This is a genomic window from Bacillus luti (assembly GCF_009739945.1).
GTDB lineage: Bacteria > Bacillota > Bacilli > Bacillales > Bacillaceae_G > Bacillus_A > Bacillus_A luti.
The window spans coordinates 4,404,178-4,420,427 of sequence record NZ_CP040336.1; the positions used below are offsets into that span (position 1 = coordinate 4,404,178).

At 36.4% G+C, this 16,250-nt stretch carries 16 protein-coding genes; 9 read left to right on the forward strand and 7 right to left on the reverse strand.

Translation table 11 applies throughout. The features are described from left to right. Positions 1 to 95: 95 nt before the first annotated feature. The 4 genes from EUC40_RS22395 to EUC40_RS22410 form a co-directional block, all read right to left on the reverse strand. Complete coding sequence (locus EUC40_RS22395; RefSeq protein ID WP_156576642.1) at positions 96 to 1,568, reverse strand: sodium:solute symporter family protein; 1,473 nt, start codon at positions 1,566 to 1,568, stop codon at positions 96 to 98. Then, positions 1,565 to 1,762 carry a DUF3311 domain-containing protein gene (locus tag EUC40_RS22400; RefSeq protein WP_002134449.1) on the reverse strand — a complete coding sequence of 66 codons (198 nt, stop codon included), beginning with the start codon at positions 1,760 to 1,762 and terminating at the stop codon, positions 1,565 to 1,567. The genes EUC40_RS22395 and EUC40_RS22400 overlap by 4 nt, the downstream gene beginning before the upstream one ends. A 1-nt stretch (position 1,763) precedes the next feature. Continuing rightward, on the reverse strand, positions 1,764 to 2,939 hold the full coding sequence (locus tag EUC40_RS22405) for an amidohydrolase (protein ID WP_156576643.1): 1,176 nt from the start codon (positions 2,937 to 2,939) through the stop codon (positions 1,764 to 1,766). A 130-nt stretch (positions 2,940 to 3,069) separates the two neighbouring features. Continuing rightward, complete coding sequence (locus EUC40_RS22410) at positions 3,070 to 3,783, reverse strand: C39 family peptidase (RefSeq protein WP_000239431.1); 714 nt, start codon at positions 3,781 to 3,783, stop codon at positions 3,070 to 3,072. A 376-nt stretch (positions 3,784 to 4,159) separates the two neighbouring features. On the opposite strand from EUC40_RS22410, the gene EUC40_RS22415 reads away from it, so the two are divergent. From EUC40_RS22415 to EUC40_RS22450, 8 genes are all read left to right on the forward strand, one after another. Further along, positions 4,160 to 5,575, forward strand: coding sequence for an amino acid permease (locus tag EUC40_RS22415; protein ID WP_151626408.1), 1,416 nt, complete (start codon positions 4,160 to 4,162; stop codon positions 5,573 to 5,575). A gap of 282 nt (positions 5,576 to 5,857) precedes the next feature. Beyond that, entirely contained in the window at positions 5,858 to 6,733 is an 876-nt protein-coding gene (locus EUC40_RS22420; RefSeq protein ID WP_071710301.1) for a cytochrome aa3 quinol oxidase subunit II, read from the forward strand. 33 nt (positions 6,734 to 6,766) lie between these two features. After that, a complete protein-coding gene (qoxB, locus tag EUC40_RS22425; protein WP_000762381.1) occupies positions 6,767 to 8,701 on the forward strand; it encodes a cytochrome aa3 quinol oxidase subunit I in 1,935 nt (644 codons plus the stop codon). Positions 8,702 to 8,714: 13 nt separating this feature from the next. Continuing rightward, entirely contained in the window at positions 8,715 to 9,317 is a 603-nt protein-coding gene (qoxC, locus tag EUC40_RS22430) for a cytochrome aa3 quinol oxidase subunit III (protein ID WP_071710300.1), read from the forward strand. Continuing rightward, positions 9,318 to 9,629, forward strand: coding sequence for a cytochrome aa3 quinol oxidase subunit IV (gene qoxD, locus EUC40_RS22435; protein WP_000531386.1), 312 nt, complete (start codon positions 9,318 to 9,320; stop codon positions 9,627 to 9,629). A gap of 220 nt (positions 9,630 to 9,849) precedes the next feature. Next, entirely contained in the window at positions 9,850 to 11,679 is a 1,830-nt protein-coding gene (locus tag EUC40_RS22440) for a monovalent cation:proton antiporter family protein (RefSeq protein ID WP_156576644.1), read from the forward strand. 54 nt (positions 11,680 to 11,733) lie between these two features. Beyond that, positions 11,734 to 11,991, forward strand: a complete 258-nt coding sequence (locus EUC40_RS22445) for a DUF4022 family protein (RefSeq protein WP_156576645.1) — start codon at positions 11,734 to 11,736, stop codon at positions 11,989 to 11,991. Between the two features lie 14 nt (positions 11,992 to 12,005). Beyond that, entirely contained in the window at positions 12,006 to 12,443 is a 438-nt protein-coding gene (locus tag EUC40_RS22450) for a GNAT family N-acetyltransferase (RefSeq protein ID WP_156576646.1), read from the forward strand. Between the two features lie 39 nt (positions 12,444 to 12,482). Here the strand turns inward: EUC40_RS22450 and EUC40_RS22455 are convergent, their stop codons facing one another. The 3 genes from EUC40_RS22455 to EUC40_RS22465 form a co-directional block, all read right to left on the reverse strand. Further along, positions 12,483 to 12,911 (reverse strand): hypothetical protein, encoded by a 429-nt coding sequence (locus tag EUC40_RS22455; RefSeq protein WP_156576647.1) that lies wholly within the window; start codon positions 12,909 to 12,911, stop codon positions 12,483 to 12,485. 4 nt (positions 12,912 to 12,915) lie between these two features. Then, on the reverse strand, positions 12,916 to 13,116 hold the full coding sequence (locus EUC40_RS22460) for a helix-turn-helix transcriptional regulator (RefSeq protein ID WP_000301182.1): 201 nt from the start codon (positions 13,114 to 13,116) through the stop codon (positions 12,916 to 12,918). Between the two features lie 133 nt (positions 13,117 to 13,249). Further along, positions 13,250 to 14,542 carry an NCS2 family permease gene (locus tag EUC40_RS22465; RefSeq protein WP_156576648.1) on the reverse strand — a complete coding sequence of 431 codons (1,293 nt, stop codon included), beginning with the start codon at positions 14,540 to 14,542 and terminating at the stop codon, positions 13,250 to 13,252. A 280-nt stretch (positions 14,543 to 14,822) separates the two neighbouring features. On the opposite strand from EUC40_RS22465, the gene EUC40_RS22470 reads away from it, so the two are divergent. Continuing rightward, the gene (locus EUC40_RS22470; protein ID WP_156576649.1) at positions 14,823 to 16,214 is read left to right on the forward strand and encodes an amino acid permease; all 1,392 of its coding nucleotides are present in this window, start codon (positions 14,823 to 14,825) and stop codon (positions 16,212 to 16,214) included. Positions 16,215 to 16,250: the final 36 nt, after the last annotated feature.

The window sequence follows — 16,250 nt, forward strand, 5'->3', positions numbered from 1 at the left end:
CCTTTTCAACAAGTTTTTAGTTAGATTCCGCTAATAGAAGAAAATATATACAAAAAAGAGCTATCTCTTTTTTGAAGATAGCTCTAATACAAGGATTACTTTTCTACTATTATATTGTTTTTCTTTATCGATACACTTTTCGTGAACCAACTAACTATAAACATTACAATCATATTCATTAACAATGCGACTATTCCTACATTTAAATCTTTTATATATTGGGGGAAACCCGGAAACATTGTAGCTATAGTAGAACCTGATAAAGTGATATATGCAACTACTAACAGCCCCATCCCCATTCCTGCAATTGCCCCTTGCTTCGTAATAATTTGGCGTGTAAACAAACTGCATACAAGCGCAGGAAAAAGTTGTGTAACGATACTGTAACCCATTAATAGAAGCGCTCCTATTGTTTCTCCCCCTTTAAATGTAAACAAAACTGCTACTAGTGTTACTACAGGTACAAATAATTTAGCTGCTTTAGCAACTTGTCTGTCCGAAGCAGCTGGGACCATTGTCCGGTAAATATTTTTTGCTAACAATGTAGAAGCGGCCATAACAAGCATAGAACCTGGAACTAATGCTGTTAAAACCCCAGCACTACCAATAATCCCAATAAACCAAGGATCAAAAGTTTGAAGAGCCAGACGGAATAACGAAAGGTCTACATCCCCTCCCTTTAATCCAGGAACTTGCAAGATAGCTGCAAATCCTGCAAAGAACACGAAAAGTAAAACTAAAGAATACAGTGGCATAATTGCCGCATTTTTACGAAATACTTTTTCGTTTTTTGCAGAGAAAGCAGAAGCGAATGTATGGGGCCACATATAGAAGCCGAGAGCTGTTAATACAATAGTAGAAACAAACCAAGAAATGCTCATTCCTTCATCAGGTAAAGATAAAAATCCTGGTTTTGCTGCTTCTACAGCTTCAAACATCGGCTGAAATCCTCCGTAATAATGATATGGTAAATATATACCTAAAAACATAACGATAAACAGTATCATAATATCCTTCAAAGCGGCCGTCCAAGCAGAGCCATGTATACCTGAAACCATTACATATATCGTTATAACAATTGCCCCAATCCACACTGCAATAACTGGTGATACCCTTCCGTAAGATGCTTCTGAAACGATAATTCCTAATCCTTTTAACTGTAAAACAAGGTATGGGATAATCGAAATAACTCCAATGATAGAAACGATAATGCCAAGTGTCTGACTCTTATATTTCTTCACAAAAAAATCTGGCTGTGAAACAAGATTATGTTCTTTCGCATACTTCCAAACTGGTGGCAATAAAAAGTAAGATAAAATATAAGCCAATGCACCATAACCTAAAATATAAAAAGTAGGAGCTCCTTTACTATATGCCCATCCACTTCCACCTAAAAATGTGAAAGTCGTATAAATCTCACCTGCCATCAGAAGAAAAACAAAAATAGTGCCAAATCCTCTTCCACCAACTGACCATTGCTCTAAATTCATATCTTTTCCATGTTGTGCCCGAATCCCTAAAAATAGTGCGAGAAACAAAAATAATATAATGATAAGTAATGCGGTCATTTCACATCCCCCTTATTAGCAGGATCAAATACGTACACAAGTCCCATACAAAGAGACGTAATGAGCACTGATAATAATACCCAAAATAATAAAAATGGCATCCCGAGTACGTAAGGAGTGACCGAATTTGCAAATACTGGTCCAACTACTAAACAAAGAACTGGAATAAGCGCTAGCACGTGTATTTTCTTCATCTCATTCTCCTTTATTTATGAAATTCATAATGGATGATACAAAAACTTCCACCCCAATCGGTAGTGCATCTTCATCAATCGTAAAACGAGGATGGTGATGAGGGTATATAATTCCCTTCGCTTTATTTCCTGCTCCGATAAAAAAGAATGTCCCTGGTGCCTTTTGTAAAAATGCAGAAAAGTCTTCTCCGGCCATCGTTGGTTGCAACTGAACAACCCTTTCTCTTCCATAAAGTTGCAATGCAGTGCGTTCAATAAGTTCGGTAGCTTCATAATCATTTACAACTGGTCGATACCCATATTCATAAGAAAATGTATATTTCGCTCCGTAAGATTCCGTAGTATGTCTCACAATCCGCTTAATTTTCTCTTCTGTTTCTCCTCTTAATTCATGTCTTAAACTTCTCACTGTCCCTTCAATCGCCGCTTGCTCTGGTATCACATTGTGAGTTGTTCCCGCATGAAATTGTGTAACAGATATTACGAGAGAATCTAATGGATTCGTGAGGCGAGATACAATTTGCTGAAGCTGCGAAACGACTTGTGTACCAATTGCAATACTATCAACTGTTTCATGAGGGATTCCAGCATGTCCCCCTTTTCCTTCTATTGTAATTTTAAAAACATCTGGTGCAGCCATTGCCGGACCATACGTTACACCAATTTTCCCAACTTCTAACGCAGCCCAAAGATGAGCACCGATAATGTAATCCACACCTTCCATTACCCCTGCCGCGACCATTTCTTCTGCACCGCCTGGAAAATTTTCTTCTGCATGCTGAAATAGAAAACGAATTTCTCCTTTAACCTTTTCTCTTTCTTCTACTAACTTATGTACGACCCCAAGTAATATCGCGATATGTCCATCGTGACCGCACGCATGCATCACACCTGGGTATGTAGAAATAAAATCAAACTCATTTTCTTCATGAATAGGAAGAGCATCCATATCAGCACGAACCGCAATTGTTTTACCAGGTTTCTTACCGGTTAACTTTGCCATTACACTATATTTAGTAGGTCTTGATACTTCTAAATGCGGGATATTCTGAAGTATATCGAATACAAATTGAGATGTTCTTTCTTCTTGAAAAGATAGCTCTGGATACTTATGAAAATGCCTTCTCCACTCAATCAACTGATTCTTTGACAAAACAAGTTCTTTTGCAACATCCATTTCTCTTCTCTCCTTCTTCACCAAGTTAAATGTTATTATAACGTGAATTGTTAACTTTTAAAAGAATCTTCTGAATTTTCTATCTTAATGAATTAAAAATAAAAAGCCATCGCAAGATGACTTTTTATTTTTATAAAATAGTAATAGCTTGTTTCCCCATTTGCTCCCAAGCTTTCTCAAATTCTGCTCGCGGGACAGCGAAACGTGGATTGTTTTTTAGAGGATCATTTACATATACAAAGTTTTGATCGTATCCAACCACTACTACACTATGCTCATAATATGTAATTTTCACTTCTCCTGAGCTCGTATTCCATGTTTCAAAACTACTTTCAGCTAGCGGCTTAAACGTCGTATTAATAATGACCCAAACTGGTGAACCAGAACTAATTACTTTATATACATCTTGCACATCTCTACCCGTTAAATTGAGTACTTTTTCAGGAATATATTTTTCTGCTAAATTAAAAATCGGTTGATTATATACGCCATATCCAGGTTCAGATTTCGTATAAATGTTACCAACAAATCCTTCATAAGGATTTCCCTTCAATCCATTCTGTTCAAATGGAACGCGATGAATCTCACTAGCAAGTTGCATCTTATCTATTTGAATACCTTTATATTGTAATAACATCGCTAAACTTGTCACTTCGCATCCTCGAGGTAATTCTGGTAACTGTTTTATGAATGGTACATTTTCAATCATTGTTGCTTCTTTCATTTCAGACATGAAATCTAATCGTATTTGCTGCGCTTTTTGCATAATTTTATTTTTCCCTACCAAAAAAGCTACGCATAATATTATACCTAGAATAAAAATATATTTTAACTTTTTCACCATTAACCAAACTCCATTATATCAATTATTTTAAAGACGTAACCTCTACCATTGTACCTTTCTTCTCACTAGTTTGCTAGAAAGATTCTGTGAATTATTCTTCACATCTGTATCGTTATAAAATTCTAATTATTTTTAATAAAAAGAAAAAACAATATACTTTCCCAGAATATTTTGCTAAAATCAAAATTATTAACATAGTGAAGATATCACCTTGTTAATAAACATTCTTAGAGTATTTAGTCATAGTTCTTTTTTTTGCATACTCCATTCATTTCATAACAAATAAACTGAGTATGTGTCACATCCCCCACTAATGATTAAAAACTCAGAATGAAACCAGTTAATACACACAAGAAACTAACGGGGTGAGGGGCATATGAATCAACAAGTAGAACAAACAGATTTAAAACGAACCATGAAAAGTAGACATTTATTTATGATTGCACTGGGTGGTGTCATAGGAACTGGTCTATTTATGGGATCTGGTCAAATCGTCCATAACGCTGGACCTGGCGGTGCTATTCTTGCATTTTTAGTCGGTGGATTTGTTATGTATTTAACGATGTTATGTCTTGGTGAATTATCGGTTGCTATGCCAGAAGCAGGTTCATTCCAAAGCTATGCAAGCAAATTTATTTCACCTGGTTTTGGTTTTGTCGTCGGTTGGATGTATTGGTTAAATTGGGCTGTTACAGTTGGAGTAGAGTTAACAACTGTAAGTATTTTAATGAAGCGCTGGTTTCCAGACGTTTCTTCGTGGATTTGGTGTGTTACATTTGCGGCAGCACTCTTTCTTGTGAACGCTTTATCAGCAAAAGCATACGCAGAAGCAGAATTTTGGTTCGCAAGTGTAAAAGTCGCAACTATTGTTGTTTTCATCGTACTCGGTGGTGCAGTTATGTTCGGTCTACTAGACTTTAACGGAAAACCAGCTCCAATGCTTCACAATTTCACTGAAAATGGCGGGCTATTTCCAAATGGTGCATTAGCTGTTCTTCTTACGATGATTACAGTAAATTACTCCTTCCAAGGAACAGAATTAATCGGAATTGCTTCAGGAGAAAGTGAAAATCCTGAAAAAACAATTCCAAAAGCAATCAAAAATACAATTTGGCGTACTCTATTCTTTTTCGTCTTAGCAATATCAGTTGTCGTAGGTTTACTCCCATGGCAAGAGGCTAACCTAGTCGAAAGTCCATTTGTACTTGTATTTGATGTAGCAGGTGTTCCATATGCAGCTGACATTATGAATTTTGTTATTATTACAGCTGTATTATCTGTAGCTAACTCTGGTCTATACGCGAATTCTCGTATGCTTTGGGCGATGGCAAAACAAGGAATGGCCAGTCCAGCATTTACGAAGTTAACTAAAAAGGGTGTACCACTAAACGCATTGATTTTCAGTCTAATCTTTGCAAGTCTATCCCTATTAACAAGTGTATTTGCAGCAGATACTGTCTTTTTAGTCCTAACATCTATTGCAGCAATGGCTGCTGTTGTCGTTTGGATGTCAATTGCGGCTTCACAGTTTTTCTTCCGTAGAAGCTTTGTGAAAAATGGTGGCGACATAAATGATTTAAAATATCGCACACCACTTTATCCGCTAGTTCCAATCGTAGCATTCTCACTCAATTTCATTACATTTGTTAGTTTAGCTTTCATTCCAGATCAGAGAATTGCTCTTTATTGCGGCATTCCATTTATGATTATTTGTTACATTTTATACCAAGTTAAATATAAAAAAGTTGTCACATTTGAACAACAAATAAACCTAAAAAAAGAAGTAAACTAAATATACAAAATATTCAGCTATCTTTCTTATGATAAGATAGCTTTTTTCTATTTTTTGGATATCTTGGTATAACTTTATTTATCTTAAAATTTTCACAATCACGTTTTTCACTGGAAAATGGTTTACAATATAATCAAGTTACAAATGATATTCACCTTAAAAAGTGTGCATTTGTGTCTATTTTTTAACAATATCACAAAAACTATTGCCATCTATAAATTAATAGGTTTATATTGTTTTATTGGCATAGTTTCAATCCAAGGAGAAAGGAGATTTTCAATCGTGCAACTAAAGAAAACGTTTTGGAAGCTGGCTTCGCTTCTTCCGTTATCATTACTTCTGTTCCTCGGTGGCTGTGATAAGAAACTCGCAGTATTAAATCCGCAAGGACCTGTTGCAAAAGCACAGTATGATTTAATTGTTTGGTCATTCTTGCTTATGTCATTAATTATCGCAATTGTATTCATCTTGTTTACAGTCATCTTGATTCGTTATCGTGAAAAACCAGAGAATATGGACTATGAGCCACCTGATCAACACGGTAACACATTATTAGAAATCATTTGGACGCTTGTTCCTGTTATTATCGTTATCGCATTGTCGATTCCAACAGTTAAAGCAACTTATGCTTCGGAAGAGGTTCCGGAAGAGTCCAAACATATCAAACCAGTTGAAATTTATGTTACATCTGCAAACTGGAAATGGTTATTCAGTTACCCAGAGGAAAAAATTGAAACCGTTAACTATTTAAACATCCCAGCTGGTGTACCGATTCAATTTAAACTGACTTCTGTAGGTCCAATGAATGCTTTCTGGGTTCCAGAACTTGGTGGTATGAAATACACTATGGACGGCATGATTATGGATTTATATTTACAAGCTGATAAGCCTGGTTCTTATCTAGGCCGTAGTGCGAACTTCTCTGGTGAAGGATTCACTCACATGGAGTTCGAAGTTGAAGCAAAAACACAAGAAAAGTATGACAAGTGGGTTAAAGAAGTACAAGAAACTGCTCCTAAACTAACAGAAGATAAGTACAACGAAATTGTTAAACCTGGTGTAGTTGGTCGTATGACGTTCTCTAGTCATCACTTAAGTTATGTAGATCCAAAATCACTTGAATATTGTGATTACAACTACTACAAAAACAAAAAATAATAGCTATTATTCCAACAGATTGGAGTGAACACAGTGAAGCTTGATGAATTCTTTGTCACAGGTGACCCGATTATTTACGGTGCAGACGCTTCTATCGTTCTTGTGACATTAGCAATCATTTTCGTACTAACAAAGTATAAAAAATGGAAATGGCTTTGGGACGAATGGTTAACAACTGTTGACCACAAAAAAATCGGAGCCATGTATATAATTTCTGCGGTTATCATGTTATTCCGTGGTGGTATGGATGGTTTAATGATCCGTGCACAGTTAACATTCCCAGAAACAACTTATTTAAACGCTGAACACTATAACGGAATCTTTACAACGCATGGTACAGTAATGATTCTTTTCATGGCAATGCCATTCGTTATGGGATTAATGAACCTTGTAGTACCATTACAAATTGGTGCTCGTGACGTTGCATATCCGTTCTTAAATGCTTTAAGTTTCTGGTTATTCTTTGTCGGAGCAATGTTATTCAACATCGCTTTCGTAATCGGTGGTTCTCCAGACGCTGGGTGGACTTCTTACTTCCCAATGGCAGGTACAGAGTTTACTTCTGGCGTAGGAAATAACTACTACGCAATTGCATTACAGATATCCGGTCTCGGTACGCTAATGACAGGTATTAACTTCCTTGTTACTATCTTAAAAATGCGTACACCTGGTATGACTTTAATGAGAATGCCAATGTTTACTTGGTCAATCTTAATTACAACAGTTATCATTATTTTCGCTTTCCCAGTATTAACAGTTGCTCTTGCATTAATGACATTTGACCGTCTATTCGATGCTCACTTCTTTACGATGGCGAGCGGCGGTATGCCAATGTTATGGGCCAACCTATTCTGGGTATGGGGTCACCCTGAAGTATATATCGTTATTTTACCGGCATTCGGTATTTTCTCTGAGATCATTAGTACATTCTCACGTAAACGTCTATTCGGTTACAGTGCGATGGTTTACTCAATGGTCGCAATTTCGTTACTAAGTTTCGTCGTATGGCTTCACCACTTCTTCACGATGGGTGCAGGTCCAGCGGTTAACTCATTCTTCTCGATCTCGACAATGGCGATTTCGATTCCAACCGGGGTTAAGATCTTTAACTGGTTGTTTACACTGTATAAAGGACGTATTCGTTTTACAGTTCCAATGCTTTGGTCATTGGCATTTATTCCAAACTTCGTAGTCGGTGGGGTTACAGGGGTTATGCTTGGTATGGCAGCAGCTGATTATCAGTACCATAACAGCTACTTCCTAATTGCTCACTTCCACTACGTATTAATCGCAGGTACAGTATTCGCTATGCTTGCTGGATTCACATTCTGGTATCCAAAAATGACTGGTCATATGTTAAATGAACGCCTAGGTAAATGGACATTCTGGATCTTCATGAGCGGATTCAACATCTGTTTCTTCCCAATGTACTTCTTAGGTTTAGACGGTATGACTCGTCGTATGTACACTTACTCTGAAAGTCTTGGATGGGGATGGCTAAACCAAATCGCATCTGTTGGTGCGGTAATGATGGGTATCGGCTTCCTAATTCTTTGCTACAACGTAATTTGGAGTGCACGTCACGGTGAACGTGACACAACTGGAGATCCATGGGACGGCCGTACACTTGAATGGGCAACTCAATCTCCTGTACAACATTACAACTTCGCGAAACTTCCTGAAATCAAAGAAGCTGATGCTTTCTGGTTCATGAAAAAACGCGGAGAAACAGTTATACCAGCGGCAGAAGATATCAAACCAATTCACATGCCAAGTAACTCTGGCGTGCCTATTATTGCGTCTGGATTCTTCGGTCTTGCAGGTTTTGCATTAGTATTTAGCTGGTTCTGGCTTGCAGCAATCGGTGGTATTGGTATTTTAGCTTGCTTAATCTATCGTTCATTCGATTATGACGATGGTTACTACGTAAGTGTTGATGAAATTAAAGAAACAGAACATATAGCATGAGAGGTGAAATGACATGGCGGCTTTAGATAAAAGCTTACCTTTGGAATATCAATCCGAACAAAGCAGATTGAACATCCTAGGATTCTGGATTTTTCTTGGGGCTGAAATTATGCTGTTCGCAACACTTTTCGCCTCTTATCTAGTCCTTGCTGGTCGTACGGCAGATGGCCCAACACCAGCGCAACTGTTTGAACTTAAAACGCTTTTAATTCAAACATTACTACTTTTAACAAGTAGTTTCACATGTGGTATCGTAATTCACGAAATGCGTAAGCATAACCAAAAAGCAATGCTTGGATGGTTCATCCTTACATTACTTTTAGGTGCAGGCTTCCTATTCTTTGAAATTGAAGAATTCATTTTGTACGTTGGTGAAGGCGCAACAATTCAAACAAGTGCTTTCCTATCTGCATTCTTCGTTCTTCTTGGAACGCATGGTGCCCACGTAACAGGCGGTATCATTTGGGCAACTTGTGTTATTATCCAAATTTTAAAACGAGGTTTAACACCAGTTACAGCTCGTAAAGTATTCATTATCAGCTTATACTGGCATTTCCTTGATCTTGTTTGGGTCTTCATTTACACACTAGTTTACTTGAACGGGATGGTGGCGTAAATGGGTCAAAATAACAATCAAGCAAACGGGCACGCGCATAGCGGATTCCCTTGGTCACACGTTTTCGGATTTATTTTATCGCTTGCATTAACGTTTCTAGCGTTATACGTGGCACTTTATACAACCTTGCCACTTTCAACAGTCTTAACAACTATTATCATCATGGCTGTTGCGCAAGCTTTATTACAATTAATTATGTTCATGCATTTAAAAGAAGGAGAAGGAAGAGTTCAAATTCTTACAATGATATACAGTTTCTTCGTTGCAACTGCAACAGTTGGTTTAACTGTATGGATCTTCTTCTCAATGTAATGTACATGAAAAAGACTGCTGAGATTTCTCAGCAGTCTTTTTTTATCCCTTCCCCTATTACATCCACATTACGGAATTAACAACAGAATCATGAAAAATATACTTATTATGACAAATGTTAAGAAAACTCTTTCTTTATGAAATCGAATCCATATGCGTTGCTTTTCTACCTATTATATGGCTAAATAGGTACTATATTTATTTGAAGGGAGAGAACGCAATGGAACATCATACTTCTGTTCTATCACTTATGGTTGTCGTTGCAATCGCGTTTTTCGTTCCCCTTTTGTTACAACGCTTTAAATTAAAAGCACTTCCTGTCGTTGTTGCAGAAATTATCGCAGGAATCTTTGTAGGTAAAAGTGGATTTAACATCATTGAGCCAGATATGTGGCTTCAAGTCTTATCAACACTAGGATTTATCTTCCTAATGTTCTTAAGTGGTCTAGAAATTGACTTTTCGATCTTTAAACAAAAAGGGAAAAAGAATACGACAAACGAACCAAACACATTCCAAGCAGCAAGTATTATCTTCTTCTTTATTTTCATCTTATCTTATGCCCTATCATTACTATTCGTATGGCTAGGATTTGTAGATAATGCAATGTTTATGACTTTAATTATTTCAACAATTTCTTTAGGTGTTGTCGTACCAACATTAAAAGAGAATAACTTAGGAAAAACAGCAATTGGACAAATCATTTTATTAGTCGCGGTTATTGCAGACTTAGTTACAATGATTTTACTAGCTGTATTCGTCGGATTAAATTCCGAAAGCGGCCAAAGCATGTGGCTCCTTCTCCTTCTATTCGGCGCTGGTATTGTTATTTACTTCATTGCAAAACGCTTTAAAAACATTCCATACTTAGATAGCTTAAAAGCTGGTAGTGTACAAATTGATACACGAGCTGTTTTTGCACTCATCTTAATATTAGTTGGTTTATCTGAATCGGTTGGGGCAGAAAACATTTTAGGCGCCTTCTTAGCAGGTGTACTCGTATCGTTATTATCACCAAATGAAGATATGGTAGAAAAACTTGATTCCATCGGATATGGTTTCTTCATCCCTATTTTCTTCGTAATGGTTGGTGTAAATCTAGAAGTTTGGTCTATTTTCAAAGAACCTTCAAGTATGCTAATGATTCCAATATTAATTGTAGGGCTATTTATCTCAAAACTATTACCATCACTCGTTTTACGAAAATGGTATCCACGTAATATCGTACTCGGAAGTGCCATCTTATTAACATCAACACTTTCTTTAGTTATTGCGGCTGCACAAATCGGTGAAAAATTAGAGATCATTAGTCCAAGTTTATCAGCTTCTCTTATTTTAAGTGCTGTTATTACTTGTATTTTTGCACCTATATTATTTAAAAAGATGTTTCCAAAAGTAGAAACACCAAAACCAAAAGTATCTATTATTGGTGCGAGCCGAATTACCCTTCCGTTATCACTTGATTTAAAACGCGAGGACTATGACGTAACACTATATATGATACGCCAAAACAAACTAAATGATGAGGAAGCGAAATCTCATGACTTCCCTATCGTTAAACTTGATAAAATGACAATTGAATCATTAACTGAACAGACAGCCTTTGATGCAGATCGTGTCGTTGTTGCAACAAGCGATGATGAGCAAAACTTATTATTAGCAGAACATGCAAAAGAGCTAGGTGTTGAACATGTCATTGCGAGCGTAGAAGATCCTCTTCTACAAGAAAAAGCAACGCAAGAACATATTGCAGTATTCTCAACAATTAACTCTACACGTATTTTATTACGTGCCCTTATTGATAAGCCAAGTCTTGTTCGTTTAATTACAACAGCGAATGAAACAGTACGTGAAGTTGAACTACGTAGTAATACATATAACGGTGTTGCACTACGTCGCCTTCCGTTTTTAGGTGATGTACTCGTCATTCAAATTTATCGCGGCAATAAAGCATTAATCCCGCATGGTGATACGAGACTACAACATGGTGATACATTACTTGTAACAGGTTCAAAAGAACATATCGATACATTGAAAAGCATATTAGAGTAGAAAAATGCCCCTCATATAATTGAGGGGCATTTTTTTAAAGTTTCATATGGTAAAATGTTACTATCACATATTATGGGGATGGATCACATTATGTCTATTGCAACTTTAGCTCTCTTATTATTAGCGGAAGTACTCGTTGCCATTATTCTCATCGGTGTTAGCATTGAAATTTGTAGTTATGGCTGGAAACAATCAAATGGAGTCAAATACACTTGTCTCTTGCTTTCACTCCTTCTTGGAACTGCTAGCATACTCGGGCTTTTCGCGGCACCTGCCTATTTCTTTATACAACTAACAGAAAACGCCTTATAAGAAAGGATGTTAATATGATTACCGTGAAAAATATTAAGGGATCTGAAACTTACGTATTACGTCAAAAAATTTTACGCCCGAATCAAACATTAGCAGATTGTAAATACTCTTCCGACTATGAAACAGATACCTTTCACTTAGGCGCATTTATAAACGATGAACTGATTAGTATCGCTTCCTTCTCAAAAGAAATATATCCTGACTTACTAGCAGGTGTTCATTATCGACTACGAGGAATGGCCACATTACCAAACTTTCGAAACAAACGCGCTGGAAGCTCCCTAATCCATGAAGCCGAGACAATTTTACAAGAACGTAACGCAAATATTTTATGGTGTAATGGCCGAATTACTGTAGCTGACTATTACAAACGATTAGGTTTCCACGAACACGGTGAAATCTTTGAAATTGAACCGATTGGCCTGCATAAAGTTCTGTATAAAAAACTATAAGAAAAGCTTTCCTCAATGTAGGAAAGCTTTTCTTATAGTTTAATCTTCACTTTTTATCTTTTTCATATATATGTATATAAATAAACTAGGAACTAAAAAACAAGCAAACATTATAAGTGCTGTTATACTAATTTCCTTTATCGAAATATCTGGTGTTATAATGATACAAATAGCTAAAATCCCAATAACAACCCCTACCGGAATTAATAGTAGCTTCATGAAATAACGACGCGATACTCCCCCTGTATGCTCATACACTTCCACTGAATTTTTCAGATTTAAAAAGTTAATAACTATTATCCCGCCCATAAACACCATTAATAAATCCGAAATACTTTCATATCCTGCATCTTGCAAAACGTAACGATAAAAAACAATACCTAGTATGACAATATTTTGTAAGATGAAAACTAATCTAATATGTTTTAATCCTTCAATCATTAAACGTTCATCTTTCACGATTTTCACCTTATCACTCCTTTTCCTCCCAAAATAAATCATTCAATGTTTTATCTACCGCATAACAAATTTTTAAACATAAATCTAAAGACGGATTGTATTTCCCCTTTTCAATTAAACTAATCGTTTGCCTTGTAACCCCTACTTTTTCCGCTAATTGTTGCTGTGTTAAATCTAACTGAACACGTGCGACTTTTATTTTACTTACAGCCATTCATGTTCCTCCTTCGCCTTTATTGTAACATATATATTCCATTAAGTAATTTATATTTTACGTAATTAATTTGATTTTCACCTTATTATACACAAAAAAGGAGCCTCTCATCAGAAGCCCCTCTCCCAATATATTATAAGAATAAATGACATCCAAATAAAATTGTAAATAAGTATAGTAACGGATGTACTTCCATCCCTTTCCCTTTCACAATCTTTAAGACTGGATACACTAAAAATCCAATTGCAATTCCATTCGCAATACTAGAGGTTAACGGAATACCTACGAAAATTAAAAATGCCGGCAACGCATCTTCAAACTCATTCCAATTAATATCTCGAATGCTTTGTGCCATTAAACTACCTACTATAATTAATGACGGAGCTGTAATAGCAGCTACACTTGATAAAGACGCGATAACAGGACTGAAAAATGCCGTTATAATCGTTAAACCAACAACTACAATACCTGTTAATCCAGTTTTACCACCTGCAGCAATACCCGCTGACGATTCAATCGTCGCTGCTGTTGGGCTTGTTCCAAAGATGGAACCTGTCGTTCCGCCAATCGCATCTGCGATAAATGCTTTACCAAAACGTTTCTCGGTATTATCTGTAATTAAACCTGCTTGTTTAATTAAACCAAGTAATGCACCTGTCGTATCAAATAAAAGCACGAGTAAAAATGAAAATACAACACCATATAATCCGTATTCAACTACATCTGAAAATGCATTGATTGGATTGGAAACGATAATTCCTTCTGGTAAATGAGGCATCGCAACAATTTTATCGGCAAACTTCAGTTGCCCTGTAAAGAAGGCGATAACTCCCGTCACAAGCATACTAATAAATAATGCACCACTCACACGTAATGTCATTAATACCGCCGCTAAAATTAAACCAATTAAAGTTAATATAACGGCTGGAGAATGAAAATCACCAATCGTAACTAAATTAGATGGATGATCCACCATAATTCCAGAAAGGCGTAATCCAATAAAAGCAATAAATAGCCCAATTCCACCTGCAATTGCATGCTTTAAACTATCAGGAATTGCGACAATTAGCTTCTGCCTAAATGAAGTGAAAGATAATAAAAGAAAAATGATACCTGTTACAAATACTGCTGAAAACGCAATGACATACGTAATCCCCTCTGCTTGTTGAACAACAGAATAAGCAAAATATGCATTCATTCCCATAGCTGGAGCAATAACAATTGGATAGTTAGCTAAAAACGCCATACATAGCGTCCCAATAACTGTCGCAATAATAGTTGCCGTAAAAGCTTGATCAAATGGTACACCTGCATCAGATAATATTTTCGGATTGATGACAAGAATATACGCAAATGTAAAAAAAGTTGTGATGCCAGCTAAAAGCTCTTGCTTCACAGAAGTGTTATATTTTTGTAATTGAAACATGCTTATGTACCCTTCCTACATCTGAATTATTATTACACATTCTTTTCTTACTAGTATGTGAGAAAATATAATACTTAATCTTAACAATCAATAAAAAGAAGAGTCAATATATTCTCTAATAGTGAGAATTTTAAGTTTAAGTCTGACAAGTACAGATGTAGTACAGTTAACTATGTTTATTTTTGTAGCATAACAGATGAAAATGTTTTATAATTTGAAATAGTTAAATATTTAGTAAACGCATTCAAATATCGTTCACTCTACAAGGGGGATTCTTCTTATGCAGCACACAAACAAATCTGGAACTTTAAACCGCGGTTTAAAAGAAAGACATATTACTTTAATGTCACTCGGTTCAGCTATTGGCGTTGGACTATTTTTAGGATCCGCTTCTGCTATTAAACTAGCTGGCCCTTCTATTTTACTAGGCTATATGATTGCCGGACTCGTTATTTTTTTCATTATGCGAGCACTTGGAGAAATGGCAATTGAACAGCCTGTTGCTGGTTCTTTTAGTAAATATGCAAATGATTATATCGGACCACTAGCTGGCTATATTACCGGTTGGAACTATTGGTTCTTATGGGTTGTTACTTGTATGGCTGAAATTACGGCAGCAGGAATTTATATGCAGTACTGGTTCCCAGATATCCCACGTTGGACTTGGGCATTACTCGCTCTATTATTAATGAGTGCTTTCAACTTCTTATCCGTAAAGGTATTTGGAGAACTTGAATTTTGGTTTGCTCTCATCAAAATTGTCACAATTATCTGTATGATAGTAATTGGAGCTGGCATTATTTTATTCGGATTTGGAAATGGTGGTATCGCTACTGGTATTTCAAATCTTTGGTCACATGGTGGATGGTTCCCTAATGGCTTTTCTGGATTACTACTCTCCATGCAAATGGTATTATTCGCTTATTTAGGAGTTGAACTAATCGGTGTTACAGCTGGTGAAGCTCAAAATCCAAAGAAAACACTCGCAAAAGCAATCGATAACGTATTTTGGAGAATCTTAATCTTCTACGTTGGAGCATTATTCGTGATGATGGCAATTTACCCGTGGAACGAACTTGGTGAGAAAGGAAGCCCATTCGTATTAACATTCCAACAAATCGGTATCGCAAAGGCAGCGGGTATTATCAACTTTGTTGTTTTAACAGCTGCACTTTCTTCTTGTAACGGCGGTTTATTTAGTACAGGCCGTATGCTATTTACATTAGCACAACAAAAGAAAGCTCCTGAACGATTCGGCCGTTTAAATAAAAACGGTATCCCAAGTCAAGGAATTGTAGCAACAGCAATCGTTTTACTCATTGGTGTTATATTAAACTATCTTGTTCCTGCAAAAGTATTTACATGGCTTACTAGCATTTCAACTTTCGGCGCAATTTGGACTTGGGGCATTATTTTAGTCGCTCAAATTAAATTCCGTAAAGGATTGCCAAGTGATAAAAAAGACAAGCTAACATATAAAATGCCTTTACATCCATTAAGTTCATATTTCTCACTCGGTTTCCTCGGACTTGTACTAGGTATAATGGCCTATTCGGAAGATACACGAATCGCATTAATTGTAGGTCCGATTTGGCTTATCGGCTTAGCTATCGTGTATTACATAAAAGGGTTTCATAAAATTGATGAAGCACCTAATTCAAAAATAAGTTAAACCTGTGATCTCTTCCTATTTACTAGGAAGAGATTT

What these genes read in the sequence shown, in the direction of transcription:
- EUC40_RS22395 (WP_156576642.1), bottom strand. Translation starts at nt 1,568, where the DNA reads ATGACCGCATTACTTATCATTATATTATTTTTGTTTCTCGCACTATTT.
- EUC40_RS22400 (WP_002134449.1), bottom strand. Translation starts at nt 1,762, where the DNA reads ATGAAGAAAATACACGTGCTAGCGCTTATTCCAGTTCTTTGTTTAGTA.
- EUC40_RS22470 (WP_156576649.1), top strand. Translation starts at nt 14,823, where the DNA reads ATGCAGCACACAAACAAATCTGGAACTTTAAACCGCGGTTTAAAAGAA.
- EUC40_RS22450 (WP_156576646.1), top strand. Translation starts at nt 12,006, where the DNA reads ATGATTACCGTGAAAAATATTAAGGGATCTGAAACTTACGTATTACGT.
- EUC40_RS22410 (WP_000239431.1), bottom strand. Translation starts at nt 3,783, where the DNA reads ATGGTGAAAAAGTTAAAATATATTTTTATTCTAGGTATAATATTATGC.
- EUC40_RS22440 (WP_156576644.1), top strand. Translation starts at nt 9,850, where the DNA reads ATGGAACATCATACTTCTGTTCTATCACTTATGGTTGTCGTTGCAATC.
- EUC40_RS22460 (WP_000301182.1), bottom strand. Translation starts at nt 13,116, where the DNA reads ATGGCTGTAAGTAAAATAAAAGTCGCACGTGTTCAGTTAGATTTAACA.
- EUC40_RS22415 (WP_151626408.1), top strand. Translation starts at nt 4,160, where the DNA reads ATGAATCAACAAGTAGAACAAACAGATTTAAAACGAACCATGAAAAGT.
- EUC40_RS22445 (WP_156576645.1), top strand. Translation starts at nt 11,734, where the DNA reads ATGTTACTATCACATATTATGGGGATGGATCACATTATGTCTATTGCA.
- qoxC (WP_071710300.1), top strand. Translation starts at nt 8,715, where the DNA reads ATGGCGGCTTTAGATAAAAGCTTACCTTTGGAATATCAATCCGAACAA.
- EUC40_RS22465 (WP_156576648.1), bottom strand. Translation starts at nt 14,542, where the DNA reads ATGTTTCAATTACAAAAATATAACACTTCTGTGAAGCAAGAGCTTTTA.
- EUC40_RS22405 (WP_156576643.1), bottom strand. Translation starts at nt 2,939, where the DNA reads ATGGATGTTGCAAAAGAACTTGTTTTGTCAAAGAATCAGTTGATTGAG.
- qoxD (WP_000531386.1), top strand. Translation starts at nt 9,318, where the DNA reads ATGGGTCAAAATAACAATCAAGCAAACGGGCACGCGCATAGCGGATTC.